This window comes from Sinorhizobium psoraleae (assembly GCF_013283645.1).
Taxonomy (GTDB): domain Bacteria; phylum Pseudomonadota; class Alphaproteobacteria; order Rhizobiales; family Rhizobiaceae; genus Sinorhizobium; species Sinorhizobium psoraleae.
Map to the genome: position 1 here is coordinate 457,322 of NZ_JABEKV010000002.1, position 18,764 is coordinate 476,085.

An 18,764-nucleotide genomic window follows, 5' to 3' on the forward strand; every position below is an offset into this window, starting at 1 on the left:
GAAAAATCGATCCAGTCAGCCGTCCCGCGCAGAAAATTCCGGGGAGCACGACCAGCCGGAAATTGCCATGGTGACAAGATTGACAAGGTGTTTTGCCGGGGATTGACGCAAAAAGGCGGCCGGGTTGGGCGGACCTTTCATACGGTCGCACTCTCGCGGAACGATGACGAAGGAAAGAAGATGGTGAAGTATATTTCGACACGGGGAGAAGCGGCGCCTCTCGGTTTTTGCGACGCCCTTCTCGCAGGGCTCGCGCGCGACGGCGGGCTCTATCTCCCGAAGGAATGGCCGACGCTCTCGAAAAAGGAAATACGGGCGCTGCGCGGCAAGTCCTATCAGGAAATCGCCTTTGCCGTGCTCGAACCCTTTACCCACGGCGAAATCCCGACCGCCAAGTTTCGCGAGATGATCGATGAGGCCTATGCCACCTTTAGGCATCCGGCGGTCGTGCCGCTCGTCCAGACCGGACCGAATGCCTTCGTGCTGGAGCTTTTCCACGGTTCGACGCTGGCCTTCAAGGATGTGGCTATGCAGCTGCTTGCCCGCCTGATGGACCACGTGCTCGCAGAACGCGGCGAACGCGCGACCATCGTCGGCGCGACTTCGGGCGACACCGGTGGCGCGGCGATCGACGCCTTCGCCGGCAGGGAGCGCACCGACATCTTCATTCTCTTCCCGAAGGGCAAGGTGTCGCCGGTGCAGCAAAGGCAGATGACGACATCCACGGCCTCGAACGTGCATGCGATCGCGGTCAAGGGAAATTTCGACGATTGCCAGAACCTGGTCAAAGCGATGTTCAACGATGAGAGCTTCCGCGACAGCGTCAAGCTCTCGGGCGTCAACTCGATCAACTGGGCCCGCATCATGGCCCAGATCGTCTACTATTTCACCGCCGCGGTCTCGCTCGGCGGTCCCGACCGGAAGATTTCCTTTACGGTTCCAACCGGCAATTTCGGCGATATCTTCGCAGGCTACGTGGCCAAGCGCATGGGCTTGCCGATCGACAAGCTGATCATCGCGACCAACGAGAATGACATTCTCGCGCGCACGCTGAAAACCGGCCGCTACGAAATGCGCGAGGTCAAGGCGACGACGTCGCCCTCGATGGACATCCAGATCTCTTCCAACTTCGAAAGATTGTTGTTCGAGGCTTACGATCGCGACCCGGCCAAGGTGCGTGCGGCGATGGCAGCCCTCAAGCAATCCGGTTCCTTCGCGATCGGCGACAGTGCCGTGAAAAAAATCCGCAAGGAATTCCGCGCGGGCCGCGCCTCGGAAAAAGAAGTGGCGAAGACGATCCTCAGGACCTTCGAGGAAAGCGGCTATCTCCTTGATCCGCATACAGCAATCGGCGTATTCGTGGCGGGCAAAAACGAGAAATCTTCTGCGCCGATGGTCACACTCGCGACAGCCCATCCGGCAAAATTCCCCGACGCAGTAAAATCGGCAAGTGGTATTGACCCCGCGCTCCCGACGTGGCTTGCTGATCTCATGAATAGGGCGGAGCGTTTCGATATCCTGGATCCGGAGCTTAAGAACGTCGAAACCTTCATCGGCGAGCGTACCCGCGTTCGGGATTAGAACGAGAAGAAACGTATGATGAAAGTTAAGTGCACCCGGCTACCATCCGGGCTGACGGTGGTGACCGAGCGGATGCCGCATCTCGAAAGCGTGGCGCTCGGCGTCTGGATCAAGTCCGGTTCGCGCAACGAAACCGTGGATGAACACGGCATAGCGCACCTGCTGGAGCACATGGCTTTCAAGGGGACCCGGCGGCGCAGCGCCCGCCAGATCGCCGAGGAGATCGAGAATGTCGGCGGCGAACTCAACGCCGCCACCTCCACCGAAACGACCTCGTACTACGCCCGCGTGCTCAAGGACCATGTACCGCTGGCTGTCGACATCCTCGCCGATATCCTGACGGAATCGACCTTCGAAGACGAGGAACTCAGGCGCGAGAAACACGTCATCCTGCAGGAAATCGGCGCGGCGGACGACACCCCGGACGACGTCGTCTTCGACCGTTTCGCCGAGACCGCCTACCGCGACCAGACGGTTGGCCGCCCGATCCTCGGCACGCCGGAAACCGTCATGTCCTTCTCGGCGGACCAGATTCGCCATTACCTCGGCCGCAACTATACGACCGACCGAATCTTCATCGTGGCGGCCGGCGCTGTCGAGCACGATTCCTTCGTGCGCGAGGTGGAAAGACGCTTTTCTGCGCTGCCACGCGAGCCGCATTCCTCTCCCGTTCTCGACACGGCGCTCTACACTGGCGGCGACAGCCGCGAGAGCCGCGATCTTATGGATGCGCAGATCCTGCTCGGCTTCGAGGGGAAAGCCTACCACGCGCGCGACTTCTACTGTTCGCAGATCCTTGCCAATATTCTCGGCGGAGGCATGTCTTCGCGCCTCTTCCAGGAAGTGCGCGAGCACCGGGGCCTCTGTTATTCCGTCTATGCCTTCCACTGGGGTTTCTCCGACACCGGTATCTTCGGCGTCCATGCTGCCACGGGCGGGGAAAACCTGCCGGAACTGATGCCGGTGATCGTCGACGAACTGCGCAAATCATCGATGAGCATCGAGCAGCAGGAAATCGAGCGCGCCCGCGCGCAGATCCGCGCGCAATTGCTCATGGGACAGGAAAGCCCTGCTGCGCGGGCCGGACAGATCGCCCGCCAGATGATGCTCTATGGCCGCCCCATTCCCAACGAGGAACTGATGGAACGGCTGTCCGGCATCACCATAGAGCGCCTGACCGACCTCGCCGGCCGCCTGTTCTTCGATACGGTCCCGACGCTGTCGGCGATCGGCCCGCTTGAACAGCTTGCTCCCATGAGCGACATTCTGTCGTCTCTGAACATGAAGGCCGCTGAGGCGCACGCCATGGCGATCTGACCGGGTCTGCCGCGGAGCTCAACACAGCGGAACCGGAGTGTTTTTCTTGAACAATTTCTGAAAATCGGATTCGATTCGGGCGCGAAGTTGTGCAACGTTCACAGTGTGGCGGCTCCACTGGAAGGTTGGAACGGCGGCGCCGTAGACGGGAGATAATTCCTTCCGTCAAGCATAGTGGCTGGGACGGCGAGGAAAATCCAGACGGCTTTCGCCGCCGCCCCCGCCCGCGATCCTGGCCCGGAGGTATATATGGCACGATCGGTTTTTCGGTTTCTGTCGCGGCAGCCCGAGTCGATCGAGATCGCCAACCGGAACTATCTGCTTCGCCTCCCCCGTTATGCCGATTATCGCCAATGGTATCAATTGCGCAGCGAGAGCCGCGCTTTCCTGGAGCCGTGGGAACCCACCTGGCGTGCCGACGAAATGACCGAGAGCGCGTTTCGCAGCCGCGTCATTCGCAACGAACAGGAATATGCCTCCGGCCAGGCCGTGCCCTTGTTTCTTTTCCATAAGCCGGACGAAATACTCCTTGGCGGCCTTACCATCGGACACATCCGACGAGGCGCGGCCCAGAACTGCATGATCGGCTACTGGATGGGACAGAAATATGCCGGCCAGGGTCATATGTACGAGGCGCTGAAGCTGACGATCCCCTACATCTTTTCGACCCTTGAGTTGCACCGTATTGAAGCAGCCTGTATTCCAGAGAACGCGCGGAGCATCCGGCTCCTTGAAAAGGCCGGCTTTGAGCGTGAAGGCTATTTGAGACAGTACTTGAAGATAAACGGGCAGTGGCGGGATCATCTGATGTTTTCCCTCCTGTCCGCAGACGCCGTACCGAACAGGAATATGCCCCTTTGATGCCCCTGACCTCTAAGCCGTTCGCGCGACCAGCCGCAAAGCTGGCGGCGTTTCTGGTCGCATTCGTCGTGTTCGCCATCGGCTTTGCTGGCGGCGTCGCGCACGCGCTCGAACCGGTGAAGATCTCGCGCGAAGACACGGCGCTCGACCTGACGGCCACCACCGAGATCTACAGCGGAAGGGGCGAGGCGTTCCAGGTGTCGACGGCTCCCGGCACCGACGGCATCGTGCGGCGCATCGAGGTGCGATCGAGCACCGATAACCACCAGGGCGACTGGGCGGTCTTCGCACTGGCGAATGTCTCGGAGGAGCAACTCGAGCGCGTGATCGTCGCGCCGCATTTCCGGCTGGTCAATTCCAAGCTGTTCTGGCCGGATCTCGGTTCACAGCGCATCCTGTCGATCACGCCGAGCGAAGGCTTTGCCCTTGACCGACAGCCGAGCGACGAAGCCGACGTCTTCCGCATCACCCTCAATCCCGGCGCGGTCATTACCTTCGTCGCCGAGCTTGCCACGCCGGATCTGCCGCAAATCTATCTTTGGCAGCCCGACGCCTACAAGGACACGGTCAACGCGTTCACGCTCTACCGTGGCATCGTGCTCGGGATCGCCGGCCTCCTGGCAGTGTTCCTCACCATCCTCTTCGTGGTCAAGGGAACCTCGATGCTGCCGGCGACGGCCGCGCTCGCCTGGGCGGTGCTTGCGTATATCTGCGTCGATTTCGGTTTCCTGTCGAAACTGATCAGCGTCACCGCGGGCGACGAGCGGGTATGGCGAGCGGGCACCGAAGTCTTCCTCGCGGCGGGACTGGTCGTTTTCCTTTTCACCTATCTCAACCTCAATCGCTGGCATCAGCATCTCGGCTATGCGACGCTCGCCTGGATTCTCGGCCTGGCGCTGCTCTTCGGTGTCGCGGTCTATGATCCGGCGATCGCGTCGGGCATCGCCCGCCTCTCCTTCGCACTGACGGCAACCGTCGGCATCGTGCTGATCGCCTATCTCGGCTTCAACCGCTACGACCGCGCGATCCTTCTCGTTCCGGCGTGGCTTCTGATCCTTGTCTGGCTTTTCGGTGCATGGCTCGCGGTTACCGGCCAACTCGCCAACGATATCGTTCAGCCGGCGCTCGGCGGCGGGCTCGTGCTTATCGTACTCCTGATCGGCTTCACCGTGATGCAGCATGCCTTTGCTGGCGGCGCCTACCAGCAGGGCCTTTTCTCCGACCTGGAGCGGCAGTCCCTCGCGCTTACCGGATCGGGCGATACGGTCTGGGACTGGGACGTGGCGCGCGATCGCGTCGTGACCATCCCCGACATCTCGCACCAGCTCGGTCTTTCGCTTGGAACGATGAACGGCCCCGTCCGAAACTGGGTGCCACGCCTCCACCCGGACGATCGCGACCGCTTCCGCGCAACGCTCGACGTGCTCCTCGAACATAGGCGCGGCCGGTTGAACCATGAGTTTCGCGTACGCGCCGAGGACGGCCACTATCATTGGCTGTCGATCCGCGCCCGCCCGGTGCTCGGCGCGAACGGCGAGATCATCCGCTGCGTCGGCACCATCGTCGACATCACCGAGCAGCGCAATTCGGTCGAGCGGCTGCTGCACAACGCGCTCCACGACAATTTGACCGGCCTTCCGAACAGGCAGGTGTTCCTCGATCGCTTGCAGGCGATCCTGCTGATGGCCGATGGCTCCAGTTCCGTGCGGCCGACGGTTCTTGCGATCGACATCGATCGCTACAAGCAGGTCAACGACATGCTCGGCATCGCAGCCGGCGACAATATTCTCATCGCGTTGACGCGCCGCCTGCGCCGCCTGCTGCGCCCGCAGGACACTCTGGCGCGCCTCGGCGGTGATCAGTTCGGCCTGATCCTTCTGTCAGAGCGCGACCCGGCGAAAATCGCCGATTTCGCCGATGCAGTCAGCAAGGCGATCATGGTCCCGCTCAACTACGGCAATCGCGAGATCAATCTCACGGCCTCGATCGGCCTCGTTTCCTGGCTCGACCAGGAGCAGAGCGCCGCCGGCTTGCTCGATGACGCGGAGCTTGCGATGTTTCGCGCCAAGAAGGCGGGCGGCAACCGCGTCGAGCCGTTCCGGCCCGCTTTCCGGACATCGGGATCGGACCGGCTGCAGCTCGAAGCGGATCTCAAGCGAGCGATCGAACGCAAGGAACTTTCGCTGGTCTACCAGCCGATCGTCCGCCTCAACGACGCCGAGATCGCCGGCTTCGAGGCGCTGATGCGCTGGGACCATCCGAAGCGCGGCAACGTCTCGCCGACGGAATTCATTCCGATCGCCGAGAATTCCGACCTGATCAATCAGCTTGGCATGTTCGCCTTCGACAAGGCGACCAGCGATCTCACCGACTGGCAGATACAGACGGGCGACTTGCCGATCTTCGTGGCGATCAATCTTTCGAGCGCACAGCTTCTGAACAACGAACTCTATGACGACATCCGGGCGGTTCTCAACAAGAACCGCTGCGATCCGGCGAAGGTCAAGATGGAGCTGACGGAATCGCTGGTGATGGAAAACCCCGAACAGGCGCGGCTCGTCCTCGAAAAACTCAAGGAGGCGGGTCTGCGGCTGGCGCTCGACGATTTCGGTACTGGCCACTCGTCGCTGTCCTACTTGACGCGCTTTCCTTTCGACACCATCAAGATCGACAAGGCACTGGTTCGCGACCCGAGCGACAAACGCGGCATCCTGCTGCGTTCCGTGATTACGATGGCCCGCGAACTCGATATGCGGGTAGTCGCCGAAGGCATCGAATCGGAAGAAGATGCGATCCAGCTCGCACAGATGGGTTGCGACTATGGCCAGAGCTTCCTCTTCGGGCCGCCGGTCGGATCGGAATCGATCCTGCGCCTGCTGAAGGAGCGATTCCCGCTGATGAAGCGGGCCTGAGCCCGGCGAAGGTGTCGACACCGACATGGCTAGAGCATCCCGCTTTCACATGGAATCACGGAAAGCGGATAAGATGCTCTAGAATCAAAGTGCTAGAGCGTCCTTTGTGCCTTCATTTGAACGCACGGCGCTCTAGGCGCGTCACCTTGTGTGTATCAACTTCCCGATGAAACCGAGCTTTTCGATCACCGGCGGCGACAGCACGAAAGGATAGCTGTCCGGCTGGCCCATGCTGCGTTGAATGCTGTTCAGCGCAACGCTGAGCGGTATCCAAGCATCGACGAGTGCCTGCGCGTCCTGCGCCGCATAGGGGTCGAAGTCCACTTCGGCTGCCATCCCTCGATGGTGCGGATCGGTCGAGAGACCGAAGGCCCGTGCCGTTTCCAGCGTATCCACGATGTGGAAATAATGCGCCCAGCATTCCGCAAAATCTTCGGCTGGATGGCAGCTTGCATAGGTGGAAATGAAGCGGTCCTGCCAGTCCGGGGGCGGACCGTGCTCATAGTTTCGCCGCAGCGCCTCCGCATAGTCCTGGCGCTCGTCGCCGAACAGTGCTCGCGCCTTTGCCACCAGCGCCTGGTCGCCACGAACAAGCTGAGCCCAGTAGAAGTGTCCGATCTCGTGGCGGAAGTGCCCAAGCAAGGTCCGGTAGGGCTCGTGCATGGACACCCGGATACTTTCACGTGTCTCGTCATCGGCCTCAGCGGCGCGCAAACTGATCACACCGCCCTCGTATCCGGTCATCGCCGGGACGATGTTTCCGGCGCCATCAAGCTCGTCTGCGAGAAAGTCGAAAACGAGACCGGCTTCCGGATCCTCACTGCGATCCGGATGCGGCAAGTTCAACCGGATCAGCGAATAGAAGAGGTGCCGCTGCGCCTGCCCTATGCGCCGCCATCGCCGCAGCCCTTCGGGCCTGTCGGTCACGGGCACGATCCGGTTGTGACGACATGCTGCGCAATAGGGGCCCGCCTCCGCGTCGGTCAGCATCCAGTTGCAAACATCGGTTGCCGCATTGGCACAGAAACGCAGGCTTCTATCCGGCAGCGCAGCACTTTGCCAGAGTCCGCCGTCGGCCGGCGCCACAGTGTACATTGCGCTCTTTTCGGGGAGAAAGCCGAGTTGGCCGCCGCAGGCGACACAGACACGGTTGTCGAAAAAGACCGGCTGGCCACAATTGCTACATTGGAAGAGCTTCATTGAGACACCGGCTGCACGGTTAACGACGCTTGCGCCATAAGCGAAAGCTGCACTCGATAACGAAACAAGGCTGTAGCGGTTCCCCGAGGCCGGCAGTGCGACCAGTTCACCGTCAGGCGTGGCCGGCGTCCGTGGAAAGCATGGCGGAGCTGACGCCCATCAGCTCAAGCGCCCGGTCATACTTCTCGTCCAAGGCGCGGTCGAAGATGAGCTCCTCGCGCGCAGGGCAAGTCAGCCAGCCGTTCTGAGCGATTTCGCTTTCGAGTTGACCGGGACCCCATCCCGCATAACCGAGCAGCATAGTCGCCTTGAGCGGTCCTTCGCCGCGCGAAATGGCCCTGACGATATCGAGCGTCGCCGTCAGGCAGATGTCGTCGCTGACGGGAATGCTGGAGTCGCTGAGATAATCGTCGGAATGCAACACGAAGCCTCGTCCGGTCTCGACGGGACCGCCTGCCTGTATCTGAAAGTCCCGTGTCGTTGGGGGCAGACGGATCGCCTCCTCCTCATCGAGAATCTGCAGGTGCAATAGGACATCCGGGAAGGTCAGCTGCTGGGGGCGGTTGAGGACGAAGCCCATAGCCCCATCCTCTGAATGGGCGCAGACAAAGATGACGGTGCGGGCAAAATTGGAATCGAACATACTGGGCATGGCGATCAGGAATTGACCGTCAAGGAACCCACGTTCGCGTGTCTTATGCAGCACCGTTGTCGCCATAATGGAGATAGCCTACCAATTCGCCGCGAAATGAAAAGCGCCTCTACGTGGCGGCTGCGAAAATTTGCACGTACGACGCTCAAGCGTACCGATCAAGCGATTATGATCGTCGGCATACGCCCGGGCGACTGGCGACATGGGTCGAAGAACTATAATGCTAAGCCTATGACCAAGCGCCCTACACTAGAGAAGATGGCCCAACGCATCGCCACGGCAAGCCTGCTGCTCTTATTTTTTCTTCCAGCCAAAACCTATGCGGCCGCCAGCGACTGGGTAACATCGGCCGGCGGCATGATCCGTCTCGTCGCCGCTCAGCCCAAAGCGGACGGCACAATTCCGGCTATCCTCGAGGTCAGGCTCAAGCCCGGCTGGAAGACTTATTGGCGGGATCCGGGCGCAAGCGGCATACCACCGCAGATTGCGATAGATCCCTCTTCCGGCGTCGTTCTCGAGGCTATCCGTTTCCCCGCGCCGCAGATGTTCGGTGAAGGACCGGCGCGCTATGTCGGCTATGACACGCCGGTCGCCTTCCCGCTGGTGCTGAAGAGGACGCGCGACGATGGCGACCTCGCCATCCGAGCCTCCGTGTTCCTAGGCATCTGCGAGGACATCTGCATCCCGGTCCAGGGCGAACTGGACCTCGTGCTGAAGAAAGGCGAGTTCGACAATCCGCTCGATGGAGCACGCATCGCCGACGCCGTCGCCGCTTTGCCGCAAGCCCCATCAGCCGATTTCAAGGTCACGGCGGCGAGCTTTGACGCAGAGGCTGGAGCGATCCGGCTCCGCCTTCAATTGCCTCCGGAGGCAAGCGCGGACCGGCCGGATTTCTTTCTTGCCGGCCCCTCCGGCGTGAGCTTCGGCGAGCCGGTTTTCGGCGCCGAAACGGGCGCTCACCGCACGGCGGATATTCCGGTAAAGCTCTCCGGCAAGGACAAGAGCATCAAGGGAAAGCCGATCGCCCTCACCGTGCGCGCCGGCAGCCGGAGCATGGAAACGACCCTTGCCTTTGATTGATGGCGACCTATAGTCCCTCACGCGTTCGGTCGCTCCCATCGCACCGAACCTCGCTTATATCAGGGAGAGAAACGTGACTATTTCCGTCGGAGACAAACTGCCCACCGCAACCTTCAAGGAAAAGACTGCCGACGGCCCGGTCGAGGTGACGACGGACGAGTTGTTCAAAGGCAAGCGCGTCGTTCTTTTTGCCGTGCCGGGTGCCTTCACGCCGACCTGCTCGCTCAATCACCTTCCCGGCTATCTCGAAAACCGCGATGCAATCCTTGCCCGCGGCGTCGACGATATTGCCGTGGTCGCGGTCAACGACCTGCATGTCATGGGCGCCTGGGCAACCTCGTCCGGTGGCATGGGCAAAATCCATTTCCTTTCGGACTGGAACGCCGCCTTCACGAAGGCGCTCGGCATGGATATCGACCTGTCGGCCGGGACGCTCGGCATCCGCTCCAAGCGCTATTCGATGCTCGTCGAAGACGGCGTGGTAAAGGCGCTGAACGTCGAGGAAACCCCGGGCCAGGCGACGGTTTCGGGCGCCGCCACGATGCTGGAACAGCTTTGATCTGAAGCGCGGCCAAAAGATCCCCTCATCCGCCTGCCGGCACCTTCTCCCCGCAAGCGGGGCGAAGGGTCAAGCGGCACCCTCCCAGTCCCCTCTCCCCGCGTGTGGGGAAAGGGCTAGGGTGAGGGGCAATTTCCTGCCCGGGCCAGTACGGCCCGTTTCTACTGCACCGCATCCGGGCGGCGCGACTTCTTGAACGGTTCCATGCCCTTGCGCGCGAGTTCGTCCGCCCGTTCGTTCTCCGGGTGTCCCGCATGACCCTTGACCCAGTGCCAGGTCACCTTGTGGCGGCCCCTCGCCTCATCCAGAGCCTGCCAAAGTTCGCCATTCTTCACCGGTTTCCTGTCTCCGGTCTTCCAGCCGTTGCGCTTCCAGCCATGAATCCATTTGGAAATGCCATCCATGACGTATTTGCTGTCCGTGTGAAGGTCGACCTCGCAGGGTTGCTTCAGCGCGTTCAATGCCGATATCGCGGCGAGCAGCTCCATGCGGTTGTTCGTCGTCTCGGCCTCTCCGCCGGACATTTCCTTCTCGACGTCGCCGTAGCGAAGCACGGCGCCCCAGCCGCCTGGGCCGGGATTTCCAGAACAGGCACCGTCGGTAAAGATATCGACGTGCTTCATGCCGATGCCCCTTCGCGCGTGAGGCCGTATTCGGCGCTCGACAGGATGGTGCGATGGAAGCGGATCTTGGTCAGATATTCGAGCGGGTCCTTCTTCACCACGAGCGCACCGGCTGGTGTCATCAGCCAATCATAGAGACGCGTCAGGAAGAAGCGTAAGGCCGACCCGCGCGCAAGCAGCGGCAGGGCGGCCACTTCTTCCTCCGTCAGCCTTCGTACGCTCTGGTAGCCCGCCAGCAGCGCCATGCCCTTGGTTATGTTGTAGGAGCCGTTCTTCTCGAAGCACCAGGAATTCAAGCAGACGGCGACGTCATAGGCGAGGAAATCGTTGCAGGCGAAATAGAAGTCGATGAGACCCGACAGACGATCGCCAAGGAAGAAGACGTTGTCCGGGAAGAGATCCGCATGAATGACGCCCTCCGGCAGGTCCTTCGGCCAATGTGCCTCCAGATAGCTCAACTCCGCGGCGATCTCGTCCTTCAAGCCGGCCTGCACCTCATCGGCACGGGCCTCCGAATTCTGCCAGAGCGGACGCCAGCCACCGACCGAAAGCGCGTTGGTGCGCTTCAAGGGAAAATCCTGGCCGGCCACATGCATGGCGGCGAGCGCGCGGCCGACCTCGCGGCAATGGCGCGCCTCTGGCTTTCTCAGCCACATGCCTTCGAGGAAGGAAATCACCGCAGCCGGACGGCCGGACAATTCTCCCAGAAGCTTGCCATCCGCGCGCGGCAGCGGCAGCGGGCAGGACAGCCCCCTTTCGGCAAGATGATGCATCAGACCCAGGAAGAACGGCAGGTCGTCCGCGTTCACGCGCTTTTCATATAGCGTGAGGATATAGGAGCCCTCGGTCGTGTGGAGAAGGAAGTTCGAATTTTCGACGCCTTCCGCAATGCCCTTGTAAGAGGTCAGGGCTCCCACGTCATAGGCCGCCAGAAAACGGATCAGATCGTCTTCCGTGATGTCGGTATAAACTGCCAAGGCTCGCCACTTTCAGAAACGCAAGTCGGGTAGGATGCAGCGGGCTGCGGCGCGAGACCGCACACCTTCATGATCCGGTTTATTCGCCGTTGACGAAAGCCATGTCGGCGGCGGTCAGTTCGACGTGGCGCAGCTCGCGGTTGACGAGGAAGTTCTCGTTTTCCTCGACCGTATCGGCAAGCTCCACCCTCGCGTCATAACGCTCGCGGAACGCCTCGATGATTTCGTTGACGATGACTTCCGGCGCAGACGCGCCGGCGGACAGGCCGACTGTAGAGATATCCCCGATCGCTTCCCAGTCGATTTCCGACGCGCGCTGGACCAGCGCAGATTTTTTTGCCCCGGCCCTGAGCGCCACTTCGACGAGGCGCTTGGAATTGGATGAATTCGGGGCGCCGACGATCAGGAACAGGTCGCAGCCCGGCGCCGCCTGCTTGACCGCCTCCTGACGGTTCGTGGTCGCGTAGCAGATCGAATCGGCAGCCGGCGCCGTCAGATTGGGGAAGCGCTCGTGGAGCCGCTTGATCACGCCGGCGGTATCGTCCACCGACAGTGTCGTCTGGGTCACGAATCCGAGATTATCGGGGTCCGGCGGCACGTAGACATCAGCGTCTTCGACGGTCTCGACAAGGGAGACGGCGCCTTCGGGCAGTTGCCCCATGGTGCCGATGACCTCCGGGTGCCCGGCATGGCCGATGAGCACGACATGGCGTCCCAGCCGATGGTGACGCATCGCCTGCTTGTGCACCTTCGAGACAAGCGGGCAGGTGGCATCGAGATAAAAGAGATTGCGCTCGTCCGCATCCGCCGGCACGGACTTCGGAACGCCATGGGCCGAAAAGACGACCGGCTGCTTGCGATGCTCGGGCGGGATCTCGTCAAGTTCCTCGACGAAGATCGCACCCTTGGCTTCGAGCCCTTCGACAACATAGCGGTTGTGCACGATCTCGTGGCGAACGTAGACTGGCGCGCCGAACTCCTTCAACGCCAGCACGACGATCTGGATCGCCCTATCAACGCCGGCGCAGAAGCCGCGCGGACCGCAGAGGCGAATGGTAATCGGAGATTTTGCTGCCGCGGATGAGGCCATGAGTCACGAATCGGTAGGACAAACAGGAGCGCGAATATCGCCGGGCAAGCCCCGCCTCAAGACATGCGGGGCTCGACCGACCATGGGCCATATATAGCGGCAACGACCGCACACACAAGGAAGAACACTTATATCCAAGCAAAGCCGCACCCGGCGGGAGGCGGGGACCGTGAGAGTGCCGTGCCGTTCCTCCGGATGGGGTCACGCGAAGGCTTGCATGCGCCGGTGATGCCTCGGCTCAGACGTGCGGGGCAGAGTTTTCCCGGGTGGGCTGCCGTCTGCGCCGATAGAGGTAGACGCCGCTCACGGCCACGAGCGCGGCCGCGAGGCCGTACCAGGTAAGGGCATATTGCAGGTGGTTGTTCGGCAGATCGAATTGCGTGACGCCGCCGGTCGGCAGACCGCCGGGATTTCCGGAGGCATCCGCGTCCACGAAGAAGGGAACGATCCGCTCGGTCGCAATGCCCGCCGCGTCCGCCATGGCATCGAGATCTTTCCAGTAGAAGATGTTCTTGGCGATATCGTTGTCGGGAACGAGCGAGGAAGGCTTCTCGAGAAGTCTCGGGCGGGCGAGTCCATTCACCGTTACCGTTCCGGCAACCTGCCCCTCGGGACGTGTCGATGCGTCCTTCTTCTCGAACGGCACGAAGCCGCGATTGACGAACAGGGCACGGCCGTCATCGAGTATCAGCGGAGTGAAGACATAATAGCCGGTGCGGCCTTCGTGGGTCGCAAAGAAGTGACGCTCCTTGCCGTGGTCGTAGACCCCCGACACGCGCACCGTGCGATAGTCGATATCGTCGCCGGCGGCGGCCATCGTCTCGATTTCCTTGAGCGAGACCGGGGGCGCAGTGCGCCGCTCGGCGATCGCGGTCAGCAACCCTTCCTTCCATTGAAGCCGCTGCATCTGCCATGTGCCGAGCGACACAAGTACGCCGAGAGCAGCGACCACCAGGAGAAGGCGGGCAATCCCGCCGAGGCGGCCGCGAGGCACCCGCTTGCGTTCTTCAACCACGGTCAATTTCACCCGGACGTGCGCTGTTGCGGTATTGCAGATTGATCAGCACGCCCTTCAGTATCCGGGTCAACGCAAGGCTAAGCACCGTCGCGAGCGGTATCCAGAGCAGGAAGTGCAGCCAAAGCGGCGGGTTGATGTTGACCTCCATCCACAGCGCCGCTCCGACGACGATGAAGCCGACGATCAGAATCACGAAGACGACAGGCCCGTCGCCGGAATCGGCGAAGCGATAGTCGAGTTCGCAATTGCTGCAAGCCGGGCGCAGTTTGAGGAAACCGTCGAAGAGCTGACCTTGGCCGCAGCGCGGGCAGTGCCCCTTGATGCCGGTCATGATCGGATCGACCGGCGGATAGAGCGCCTTGTCGTCAGTCATTGTTCAACCTCCAAATGCAAGGGGCGGCCGCATTTTCCGCAGGCCGCCCCCCGAACTCAATGCACCTTCGCCGGCCCTTAGCCGTGGGCGACCGGCGCACCCCAGCTGCCCCAGATGTAGATGGAGAAGAAGAGGAACAGCCAGACCACGTCAACGAAGTGCCAGTACCAGGCGGCGGCTTCGAAGCCGAAATGCTGCTTCGCGGTGAAGTCGCCACGCATTGCCCGCAACAGGCAGACCAGCAGGAAGATCGTTCCGACGAGCACGTGGAAACCGTGGAAGCCCGTGGCCATGAAGAAGGTTGCGCCGTAGATGGAGTCCCGGAAGGCAAACGGCGCATGCGCATATTCATAGCCCTGGACGAAGGAGAACAGGACGCCGAGCAGAACCGTCAGCGTCAGGCCGTAGACCAGACCCTTGCGGTCATTGTGAAGCAGCGCATGGTGTGCCCAGGTCACGGTCGTGCCGGACAAAAGCAGGATGACGGTGTTGTAGAGCGGCAGGTGCCACGGATCGAGGACCTCGATACCCTTCGGCGGCCAGACGCCGCCGGTGTAGGTCGTGCGCGCCGCCTGGATCGCTTCGCCTGCAAAGAGGCTCGCATCGAAGAAGGCCCAGAACCAGGCCACGAAGAACATCACCTCCGAAGCGATGAACATGATCATGCCGTAGCGCAGGTGCAACGACACGACGCGGGTATGATGTCCTTCATTTGCTTCCTTGATCGTGTCCGACCACCAGCCGAACATGGTGTAGAGCACGAGCGCCAGGCCGATGAAGAAGACCCAGGGATTGGCAAGTTCCGCACCGAACAGCTTGAACGAACCACCGGAGGCGTAGCGCATGAAGCCTACGCCGCCGACAGCCATGACGAAGGCGCCGATGGAGGCGAGCAGCGGCCACGGGCTCGGGTCGATGATGTGGTAGTCGTGATTCTTCTGATGCGCATCGGCCATGTCAGTAATCCCCGATAGGTCTTTCTCTTGTCGCCCGCCCGGCATAGCCGAAACAGGCGCTCTGTCAAAGTTTGTTCTCAGCTTCGCCCGTCTTAGCCTTCATTCCGGCGACCGGCTTGGACGGCTCGCGGGGGTAGAAGGTGTAGGACAGCGTAAGTGTCTTGATGCCCTTGGTCTCGACCGCCTTGACGATCTCCGGGTCCACGAAGAAGACGACTGGCATCTCCATCTCTTCGCCGGGTTGCAGGGTCGTTTCCGTGAAGCAGAAGCATTGCACCTTGTTGAAATAGGCGCCGGCCGCCATCGGCGTCACGTTGAAGGTCGCCTGGCCGGTCGTCGGCTTGGACGATAGATTTTTCGCCCGATAGGTGACCTGCACGGTCTCGCCGATCCTGACGTCGATGTCGCGCTGGACGGGCTTGAATTCCCAAGGCAGACCCGACGCCGTGTTGGCGTCGAAGGTAACCTTGACCTTCTCGTCGAGGATGATGTCCGAGGCCTGCTCGACGCGCTGCGTCGTGCCGTTATAGCCCGTCACCCGGCAGAACATGTCATAGAGCGGCACCGCGGCATAGGCCATGCCCACCATGCCCGCCACGAAGGCGATGCATGTGCCGACGATCACGCCGTTTGCGCGCTCTTTCCGGGTCGGTTGCGGGGCGTTGGTCATGCGTGGCCTTCTTAATGAACCATGCCGTTGCCGAACTTGATCAGCGTAACGACATAGAAAAGTGCGACGAGACCGGCGAGCACCAGACCAAGAGCGATGTTGCGGCCGCGCCGCGACTTGCGCTGTGCTTCGCTGAGTTTGACGGTTTCCATCAGGCGATACCTCCGGCGTTGAGCCAGATCTGGGCGATCATGTGATCGACCACCAGGGCCGAGAAGATCGCAAAGAGATAGGCAATCGAAAAGGCGAAGAGTTTCTTGGCCGGGACCATTCTCTCATCTCCTTCGGGCATGCGCAGGACAGCGATTGAATACCAGACGAAGCCCAGGCCCATGGCAGTGGCGAACGCCCCGTAGCCAAGGCTCGCAAAGCCGAGGAAGGTGGGACAGATGCCGATAAGAGCGGTCAAGACGGCGTAGATGACGATCTGCTTCTTCGTCGTCGCCTCACCGCAGACATTGGGCATCATCGGCACGCCGACGGCACCATAGTCACGCATCTTGAACAAGGCCAGCGCCCAGAAATGGGCCGGCGTCCAGAGAAAGGTGATGAGGAAAAGCACGATGCTTTCGATCGATACGCCGCCCGTCACGCAGGCCCAGCCGATCATCGGCGGGAAGGCTCCGGCAGCACCGCCGATAACGATGTTCTGCGGCGTCGAGCGCTTCAACCACATGGTGTAGATGACGGCATAGAAGAAAATCGTAAAGGCGAGCAACCCGGCTGCGAGCCAATTGACGGCGAGCCCGAGGATGATCACGGAAAATGCTGATAGCGTCAGGCCGAAGGCGAGCGCCTCCTCAGGCAGGATCTTGCCGGCGGGAATGGGACGCTTGGCCGTGCGGCTCATCACGGCATCGATATCGGCGTCGTACCACATGTTCAGCGCACCGGAGGCCCCGGCGCCGACGGCGATGCACAGGATGGCGATGAAGCCGATGAACGGATTAATTTGTCCTGGCGCAAGGACGAGCCCGGCAAAGGCTGTAAAGACGACGAGAGACATGACGCGCGGTTTCAGAAGCTCGAAATAATCGCGCGCAGAGGCCTCGGACAGGCGCGGTGCGCCTTCCATGCCGACTGCTTCGTGATTGTCCATGAGCGTCATGTCTCGTCCTTGAAACTGCTGCGGCGGTGACAGCCGCATTCTGCCGGCGGGCCGGCGGTGTGAAGCCGCCGGAACCGGCGGCTTCTGTTCGTTCCCCGTCACTTGATCCGCGGGAGTTGTTCCCACTGGTGGAACGGCGGCGGCGACGAGAGCTGCCATTCGAGCGTGTTCGCGCCCTCGCCCCACGGATTGTCGCCGGCAACGCGCTTGCGCGCGAAGGCTTCGAAGACGCCGAAGAGGAAGATGAGCACGCCGACAGCGGCGATGTAGGAGCCGTAGGACGACACCATGTTCCAGCCGGCGTAAGCGTCAGGATAGTCGATGTAGCGGCGCGGCATGCCTGCGAGGCCGAGGAAGTGCTGCGGGAAGAAGACCAGGTTCACGCCGATGAACATGACCCAGAAATGCAGCTTGCCGACGAACTCCGAGTACATGTAGCCGGTCATCTTCGGGAACCAGTAGTACCAGGCGGCGAAGATCGCGAATACGGCGCCGAGCGACAGAACGTAGTGGAAGTGAGCGACCACGTAGTAGGTGTCATGCAGCGCACGGTCGAGACCGGCATTGGCGAGCTGGACTCCGGTGACGCCGCCGACGGTAAAGAGGAAGATGAAGCCGATCGCCCAGACCATCGGCGTCGTGAAGCGGATCGAACCGCCCCACATCGTCGCAATCCAGGAGAAGATCTTCACGCCCGTGGGGACCGCGATGACCATCGTCGCGAAGACGAAGTAACGCTGCGTGTCGAGCGACATGCCGACCGTATACATATGGTGCGCCCACACGATGAAGCCGACAGCGCCGATCGCGACCATGGCGTAGGCCATGCCGAGATAGCCGAAGATCGGCTTGCGCGAGAAGGTCGAGACGATGTGGCTGACGATGCCGAAGCCCGGCAGAATCAGGATGTACACTTCCGGATGACCGAAGAACCAGAACAGGTGCTGGAACAGGATCGGGTCACCGCCGCCTTCCGGCGCGAAGAATGCCGTGCCGAAGTTGCGGTCGGTGAGCAGCATGGTGATGCCGCCTGCCAGAACCGGCAGCGAGAGCAGGAGCAGGAAGGCGGTGATCAGGACCGACCAGGCGAAGAGCGGCATCTTGTGCAGCGTCATGCCCGGAGCGCGCATGTTAAGGATGGTGGTGATGAAGTTGATCGCACCGAGGATCGACGACGCGCCGGCGATATGAAGGCCGAGGATCGCGAGGTCCATCGCGGGTCCAGGCATGCCGGAGGTCGAGAACGGCGGATAGATTGTCCAGCCACCGCCGGCACCGTAGGCACCGGCCGGCCCCTCCACGAACATCGAAAGCAGGACAAGCAGGAACGCCGGCACGATCAGCCAGAACGAGATGTTGTTCATGCGCGGGAAGGCCATGTCCGGCGCGCCGATCATGATCGGCACCATCCAGTTGGCGAAGCCGCCGATCAGCGCCGGCATGACCATGAAGAAGATCATGATCAGCGCATGCGCGGTCGTGAACACGTTGAACATGTGCTTGCCGCCATCGATGGCAGCATCGCCCTCAAAGCCGTAGACCATCTGGGCCAGGCCATGGAAAATCTGGATGCCCGGCTCCTGCAGCTCGGCGCGCATGAAGATCGACAACGTGCCGCCGATAATGCCGGCGACGATCGCGAACAGCAGGTAGAGCGTACCGATGTCCTTATGGTTGGTCGACAGGAACCAGCGCTGGAAGAAGCTCAGAGGCTTGTGCGCATGGTCGGCATGGGCATGATCGGAATGATCATGCCGGTGATCGTGATGAACGGCTGTTCCAGCCAT

At 61.5% G+C, this 18,764-nt stretch carries 18 protein-coding genes; 6 read left to right on the forward strand and 12 right to left on the reverse strand.

The genetic code is table 11. The features are described from left to right. Positions 1-180: 180 nt before the first annotated feature. The 4 genes from thrC (at position 181) to ILFOPFJJ_RS11075 (ending at position 6,671) form a co-directional block, all read left to right on the forward strand. Positions 181-1,581, forward strand: coding sequence for a threonine synthase (gene thrC / locus ILFOPFJJ_RS11060; protein WP_173510599.1), 1,401 nt, complete (start codon positions 181-183; stop codon positions 1,579-1,581). A 15-nt stretch (positions 1,582-1,596) separates the two neighbouring features. Then, positions 1,597-2,898, forward strand: coding sequence for a M16 family metallopeptidase (locus tag ILFOPFJJ_RS11065; RefSeq protein WP_173510600.1), 1,302 nt, complete (start codon positions 1,597-1,599; stop codon positions 2,896-2,898). Between the two features lie 249 nt (positions 2,899-3,147). After that, complete coding sequence (locus ILFOPFJJ_RS11070; RefSeq protein WP_173510601.1) at positions 3,148-3,759, forward strand: GNAT family N-acetyltransferase; 612 nt, start codon at positions 3,148-3,150, stop codon at positions 3,757-3,759. After that, on the forward strand, positions 3,759-6,671 hold the full coding sequence (locus ILFOPFJJ_RS11075; protein ID WP_173510602.1) for a sensor domain-containing phosphodiesterase: 2,913 nt from the start codon (positions 3,759-3,761) through the stop codon (positions 6,669-6,671). Before ILFOPFJJ_RS11070 ends, ILFOPFJJ_RS11075 begins: the two co-directional genes overlap by 1 nt. Before the next feature lie 141 nt (positions 6,672-6,812). Here the strand turns inward: ILFOPFJJ_RS11075 and ILFOPFJJ_RS11080 are convergent, their stop codons facing one another. Next, on the reverse strand, positions 6,813-7,871 hold the full coding sequence (locus tag ILFOPFJJ_RS11080; RefSeq protein ID WP_173510603.1) for a zinc-binding metallopeptidase family protein: 1,059 nt from the start codon (positions 7,869-7,871) through the stop codon (positions 6,813-6,815). Positions 7,872-7,983: 112 nt separating this feature from the next. Next, on the reverse strand, positions 7,984-8,589 hold the full coding sequence (locus tag ILFOPFJJ_RS11085; protein WP_173510604.1) for a YqgE/AlgH family protein: 606 nt from the start codon (positions 8,587-8,589) through the stop codon (positions 7,984-7,986). A 165-nt stretch (positions 8,590-8,754) separates the two neighbouring features. Here ILFOPFJJ_RS11085 and ILFOPFJJ_RS11090 point away from each other — a divergent pair, with 165 nt between their 5' ends. Together ILFOPFJJ_RS11090 and ILFOPFJJ_RS11095 are read left to right on the forward strand one after the other, a co-directional pair. Further along, complete coding sequence (locus ILFOPFJJ_RS11090) at positions 8,755-9,603, forward strand: protein-disulfide reductase DsbD domain-containing protein (protein ID WP_173510605.1); 849 nt, start codon at positions 8,755-8,757, stop codon at positions 9,601-9,603. Between the two features lie 73 nt (positions 9,604-9,676). Next, positions 9,677-10,162, forward strand: coding sequence for a redoxin family protein (locus ILFOPFJJ_RS11095; RefSeq protein ID WP_173510606.1), 486 nt, complete (start codon positions 9,677-9,679; stop codon positions 10,160-10,162). Between the two features lie 161 nt (positions 10,163-10,323). On the opposite strand, the gene rnhA is transcribed toward ILFOPFJJ_RS11095, so the two are convergent. The 10 genes from rnhA to ctaD all read right to left on the reverse strand — a co-directional run bounded on the left by rnhA (position 10,324) and on the right by ctaD (position 18,764). Then, a complete protein-coding gene (gene rnhA / locus ILFOPFJJ_RS11100; RefSeq protein ID WP_173510607.1) occupies positions 10,324-10,785 on the reverse strand; it encodes a ribonuclease HI in 462 nt (153 codons plus the stop codon). Further along, on the reverse strand, positions 10,782-11,762 hold the full coding sequence (locus ILFOPFJJ_RS11105; RefSeq protein WP_173510608.1) for a homoserine kinase: 981 nt from the start codon (positions 11,760-11,762) through the stop codon (positions 10,782-10,784). Before ILFOPFJJ_RS11105 ends, rnhA begins: the two co-directional genes overlap by 4 nt. 79 nt (positions 11,763-11,841) lie before the next feature. Next, the gene (gene ispH / locus ILFOPFJJ_RS11110; protein WP_173510609.1) at positions 11,842-12,852 is read right to left on the reverse strand and encodes a 4-hydroxy-3-methylbut-2-enyl diphosphate reductase; all 1,011 of its coding nucleotides are present in this window, start codon (positions 12,850-12,852) and stop codon (positions 11,842-11,844) included. Between the two features lie 238 nt (positions 12,853-13,090). Beyond that, positions 13,091-13,867, reverse strand: coding sequence for an SURF1 family protein (locus ILFOPFJJ_RS11115; protein ID WP_173510610.1), 777 nt, complete (start codon positions 13,865-13,867; stop codon positions 13,091-13,093). Continuing rightward, entirely contained in the window at positions 13,860-14,243 is a 384-nt protein-coding gene (locus ILFOPFJJ_RS11120) for a DUF983 domain-containing protein (RefSeq protein WP_173510611.1), read from the reverse strand. Before ILFOPFJJ_RS11120 ends, ILFOPFJJ_RS11115 begins: the two co-directional genes overlap by 8 nt. 77 nt (positions 14,244-14,320) lie before the next feature. Further along, positions 14,321-15,199, reverse strand: coding sequence for a cytochrome c oxidase subunit 3 (locus ILFOPFJJ_RS11125; protein WP_173510612.1), 879 nt, complete (start codon positions 15,197-15,199; stop codon positions 14,321-14,323). Positions 15,200-15,263: 64 nt separating this feature from the next. Then, positions 15,264-15,869 (reverse strand): cytochrome c oxidase assembly protein, encoded by a 606-nt coding sequence (locus ILFOPFJJ_RS11130; RefSeq protein ID WP_173510613.1) that lies wholly within the window; start codon positions 15,867-15,869, stop codon positions 15,264-15,266. Between the two features lie 11 nt (positions 15,870-15,880). Beyond that, positions 15,881-16,021 carry a cytochrome c oxidase system small membrane protein gene (locus tag ILFOPFJJ_RS11135; RefSeq protein WP_173510614.1) on the reverse strand — a complete coding sequence of 47 codons (141 nt, stop codon included), beginning with the start codon at positions 16,019-16,021 and terminating at the stop codon, positions 15,881-15,883. Next, positions 16,021-16,977 carry a heme o synthase gene (locus ILFOPFJJ_RS11140; protein WP_173510615.1) on the reverse strand — a complete coding sequence of 319 codons (957 nt, stop codon included), beginning with the start codon at positions 16,975-16,977 and terminating at the stop codon, positions 16,021-16,023. The genes ILFOPFJJ_RS11135 and ILFOPFJJ_RS11140 overlap by 1 nt, the downstream gene beginning before the upstream one ends. Positions 16,978-17,075: 98 nt before the next feature. Beyond that, positions 17,076-18,764, reverse strand: coding sequence for a cytochrome c oxidase subunit I (gene ctaD / locus ILFOPFJJ_RS11145; protein WP_173510616.1), 1,689 nt, complete (start codon positions 18,762-18,764; stop codon positions 17,076-17,078).